Below are 3,747 nucleotides of genomic sequence, written 5' to 3' on the forward strand. Positions count from 1 at the left end.
TATCCATAATGCATTGCAACGAACTTATGTCCCAATTCGTGGAATATAAATCCTGCCCCCACTCCAATCATTACTACTGGAAAGATTAAAGTAATGTGGCTGTAATCGCCATTAGAGTAAAGAATGGTAAATCCTAAAGCAATTACTATAAAGGATATAATTAAATCTCTTATCTCTTTACCTGTAAATCTAAACATAACTTAAATTATATTTTAAACTTTTATAAACTTTATGATTATTTATATAAAAATTATTAAAAATAGAAAATTTTTTATTCCATTTTAGTAGGCCATTCATTTAAAATTGCTCTAAACAGTACAAAATTAGAGGCAATAGCTAAAATGACTATCAAAACAATTACAATAAGATTACCTTGAATGAAATATTCAATTCCACCCAGAGCAATTATGAATGAAATGAAATTATTCAAAAAGTGAGCAAATATAGGAACCAAAATATTCCTTGACTTGATATAGAGAATTGAAACGCAAATACCGAATAAAATAGCTCCTAAGATTCCTCCAAATCCATGACAGAACCCAAACAATATTGAGGTGATCATAATTGCCAATGCCAAATTATTCAATTCCTTATTGAAAACTCTTAAGAATATTCCCCTAAATAGGAGCTCTTCTATGATTGGAGATAAAATGACTACAGTTATGAAATATAAAAATAGGAATTCAGCACTTAAGGAACTGAAATCTCCAAATAGAGGGGATTCAAAATTTATGATAGATAATGTTGCCAAATATTTCAAAATGAAGTAAACTGTTGAAACAAATAGTATGTTTGCAAGCACAATAAATGAGATTGATTGAAGGTTTGAAACATCAAATATTGAATTGCATTCATTTCTTAATGAAACCAGAAAGGAATCATCAGAATTTTCTTTTAAATCAATCTGATGAAAATTATAAACAAAAAACAGAAGCATAAGAGCATATAAAATAAATTTGAAAATCAAGCTTCCCAAATAAAAGTTAAATATATTAGAACTTAATGTGAGAACTAACATGACCAATAAAAAGAAGAATAGAACCTTGATGATGGATAATCTGTCTAAATAATCATTGAATCTAATCATATCAATCCCCGTTAATTTATTTAAGTTTTAAATATTTGATTTAAACTCATTTTCAGTTAGTTAAATTATAAATTTTATAATATATAAGTTTAATATAGATTAATTAATTCTTAAAAAAATAGGAAAAATAACATGACAATCGATTATCTGCCAGAGCTGTTTGAAATAAGCTATAAACATGAATCCAATGGAACAAAATCCATTAAGTTAATGAATAATATTCTTATGGTGAAAGATCCAAATCCTGAAATGATTGACATCAATGGAATTGATGAGGAAAAATGGATTGAATTTTGGGAAAACATAGAAAAGATAGGTCTTTGGGACTTGGAAGAGGAATATATGGGTTGCACATTGGAAGGAGGATTTGCCTGGAAAATAGAAATACAATATCAAAATAAGCTTTTGAATAGCTATGGCGCCAATATAGAACCTAAAATAGTTATTGGAGATAAGATCTATTCTGTTTTAGAGGAATTATATAAATCCGTTGAAGAGTTGATCAGTTAAAAAGAAGAAAAAAAAGTAGAAATTAAAAAAAGTATCATAATTAAAAAAAAAAAAAGTAGAAATTAAACCCCCTTTACGGATTAAACTAATACAATGAGGTGAGAATATTATCACCCCCAATATGATGATAATATTCTAAACTATGAAAATTGGAGGAATAAAAATAAAATTTTTGGATAGAAATTAAGGAGAATAAAATTAATTAAAATTTTATTTCTCACTGAATGATGCAGTTTCTGCAATAGATTTCATTAAATCCAAATCGTTTCCAGTTAAAATGATTAGTTGATCATTTCCAGAATTTTTAATGCAGATAAAATAATCTCCATTATAAATATTTGCAAAGGCATCTGCATCAACTGAAACATTTGCATCTGCAGATTCTCCATCAGAATCGTTTCCACCAGAGACTTTTACGCCATCAGCAGAAATTGAAACATCTTCACCACTTGCATCGTTGATGTGTAATCCCTCAGAGGAGATTGAAACAGTGTTATTTTCAGCATCCGCAACATTTATTCCCTTATCAGGAGATACCTTAACATCTGCATCTTGAGTTGATACATCTACACTGTTATCACCGCCAAATATGCCTGTAGCAAAGTTCCATAAGTCATCAAATCCATTTCCAATGTCAAAATTGAGGAAATCATTTGAATTTTGGTTTTCAACCACAACATAGTTATCAGTTTCTTCAATGACTTTTCCATCTTTTTTAAGGTCAGCAAACATGTCTGAAACCATTTGTTTGTCTGGAGTTCCATCTTTGAAATAAATTATTGAGCTAATGTCTTTAGCATTATCCCCTTTGTTTTCAAAAACATCCATATTCATACTCATGTCGCCGAATTTCAAGTTGGTTGTAGCCGCTTTTGAAAAGTCACCACCTGAAGGGATATCTATTTGGAAACCTTCATTGCCAAAGTCTCCCTTTACCAAATCTGCTGCTCCTACACTTGAAATCACAATTGCAAGAACGAAAAATGCAGATAAGATATATGCATATTTTGAATTGAATTTCATTTTTTTTACACCTATAAAAATTTTAGTTAATTTTTCGAATTTTTGATATATTATGTTAATTAATTATTTTAAAAATTTTAAATGAATAATTTAAAAATTATTCAATACTATTTGCTTCTCTATAAATGGATCCATAGACTCTGCTTAAGACAATACTGATATATGGATTGACAAGCAAGGAATCCAAGATTGTTTTGGTCAAGATCATCACCAATGCAGAACCTAACAAGATGCTTAAGCCAGTAGCTATTGCTCCAAATATTAACTCAAAGAATACTGAGATGATTGCTATCACTACACCAGAGAATATGATGATTCCGATGAATCTGCCCCAACCGATGCTTTTGATTTGAGCTAAAATTCCTTTGAAGTCAAATGCTGCCTTCAAGTCATCTTTTGCAACCATATTGCAGATTGCCATAATTTCCACCAAAGCTGCAAATATTAAAAATATCATTGCAATGACTACTATAATTCCACCAATTGTATTGACTGAACTGCTTACAGCCTCATTTACAGCCAATATCAATCCAAGGAAGAATAGGATTAAAGGCAAAATCATATATGCAATTTGAACAATTACTGTTTTGATACCCTTTACGAAGATTCCTTTGATGTCTGAAAATCCAGGAAGGTCAGATCTCTTTTCAATGGAATATTTGATTACATCATAAATGTATCCTGCACAAAAGAGTGCCAATATAAATGCTACAATCCAAGACAAGACCACCAATGCAACACTGCTTGGTGGAAGAGCAGAAATTGCTGCTTGAACAGTTTCTACAGGAGCAACATCAGCCAATACTCTCATATTGTCAAATACCATATAGTCCATAAAGATTGAAACAAGACTGGAAACAAGTAAAATCATACCTAAGGTCAAGACCTTTTTGCCATCATTGAAAGGATATTTCAATCCTTCCTTTACAACATCAGTTATGCTACTCATAAAACCACCCATTTAATGAAGATTGTATAATAATCCTGTTGCTCTTGATTGCATGATCATGGTATAAGGACCTACAATGAACAACATTACAAAGTAACTTATAAGGAATCCTGCAGCAAATATTCCTCCTGCAGCCATATCAAATCCTAAAGATCCAGTGAAGATTCCAAAGAATCCG

4 protein-coding genes and 1 pseudogene are annotated in these 3,747 nt (G+C 30.5%); 1 reads left to right on the forward strand and 4 read right to left on the reverse strand.

What is annotated here, in order from left to right; genetic code table 11:
• Positions 1-197, reverse strand: a pseudogene (locus tag ACKI67_RS03160) (site-2 protease family protein); the annotation flags it as partial.
• A 74-nt stretch (positions 198-271) separates the two neighbouring features.
• A complete protein-coding gene (locus ACKI67_RS03165; protein ID WP_407461942.1) occupies positions 272-1,087 on the reverse strand; it encodes a CPBP family intramembrane glutamic endopeptidase in 816 nt (271 codons plus the stop codon).
• Positions 1,088-1,219: 132 nt separating this feature from the next.
• Between ACKI67_RS03165 and ACKI67_RS03170 the strand changes: the two genes are divergently transcribed.
• On the forward strand, positions 1,220-1,597 hold the full coding sequence (locus ACKI67_RS03170) for a hypothetical protein (RefSeq protein WP_407461943.1): 378 nt from the start codon (positions 1,220-1,222) through the stop codon (positions 1,595-1,597).
• 210 nt (positions 1,598-1,807) lie between these two features.
• Here ACKI67_RS03170 and ACKI67_RS03175 read toward each other — a convergent pair whose 3' ends face one another.
• Both ACKI67_RS03175 and ACKI67_RS03180 read right to left on the reverse strand, forming a co-directional pair.
• Positions 1,808-2,620, reverse strand: coding sequence for a hypothetical protein (locus ACKI67_RS03175; RefSeq protein WP_407461944.1), 813 nt, complete (start codon positions 2,618-2,620; stop codon positions 1,808-1,810).
• A gap of 97 nt (positions 2,621-2,717) precedes the next feature.
• Complete coding sequence (locus tag ACKI67_RS03180; RefSeq protein WP_407461945.1) at positions 2,718-3,569, reverse strand: DUF4013 domain-containing protein; 852 nt, start codon at positions 3,567-3,569, stop codon at positions 2,718-2,720.
• Positions 3,570-3,747: the final 178 nt, after the last annotated feature.

This window comes from Methanobrevibacter sp. (assembly GCF_045577275.1).
GTDB lineage: Archaea > Methanobacteriota > Methanobacteria > Methanobacteriales > Methanobacteriaceae > Methanobrevibacter.